The following is a 609-nucleotide window of genomic DNA, read 5'->3' on the forward strand; positions in this document are numbered from 1 at the left end:
CTGCGCGAGGAGGCCCGCGCGGCGGTGCTGCGGAAGGAAGCGGCAGCGGCGGCGCGGAGCGCGCGGACGACGCGACGTCGCGCGGCACGGGAACGCGACGTGACGGGGCGGGGCATGGCTCCTTCCGGGACGTGCGACGCGGCGTCGGAGGCGCGCGACGTCGCCTCGGTGGCACGTGACGTCGCGGCGTCGGAGCCCGGTGACGTCGCGTCCGGGCCGGGTGACGTCGCGACGTCAGGCGCGTGTGATGTCGCGTCAGGGGCGCGCCTCGCCGCGATGTCGGGGCCGCCTGACGTCGCGGCGGCGGGGCCGGCCGCGTGGCTGGTACGAGTACTGCGCCGCGTGCGGCGGGTGCGTGCCGCGCAGGGGGTACGGGGGTGAGCGGGGGCCTGGTGCGCGGGGGGCTCGTCGTGCGGGCGGCGGCGTTGTCGTACCCCTGTGCGATGCTCGGTCGCGTGCAGAACCAGTCGCTCAGTCCCGTGTTCGTGGGGCGGGACGCTGAGTCGGGCGTGCTCGCCGCCGCGCTCGGCGAGGTGTCCGCGCCCGAGGCGGACGGGCCGCGCGCGCTGGTGCTCGCGGGGGAGGCGGGCGTCGGCAAGACACGGCTCG

General features: G+C 78.3%; 1 protein-coding gene. It reads left to right on the forward strand.

The genetic code is table 11. The features are described from left to right. Positions 1-377: 377 nt before the first annotated feature. Positions 378-609: ATP-binding protein (locus G3I42_RS03265; protein ID WP_164282335.1), on the forward strand; the 232-nt coding region annotated here is incomplete at its 3' end.

The sequence above is a fragment of the Streptomyces sp. SID11385 genome, assembly GCF_010548245.1.
In the GTDB taxonomy this organism is placed as follows: domain Bacteria; phylum Actinomycetota; class Actinomycetes; order Streptomycetales; family Streptomycetaceae; genus Streptomyces.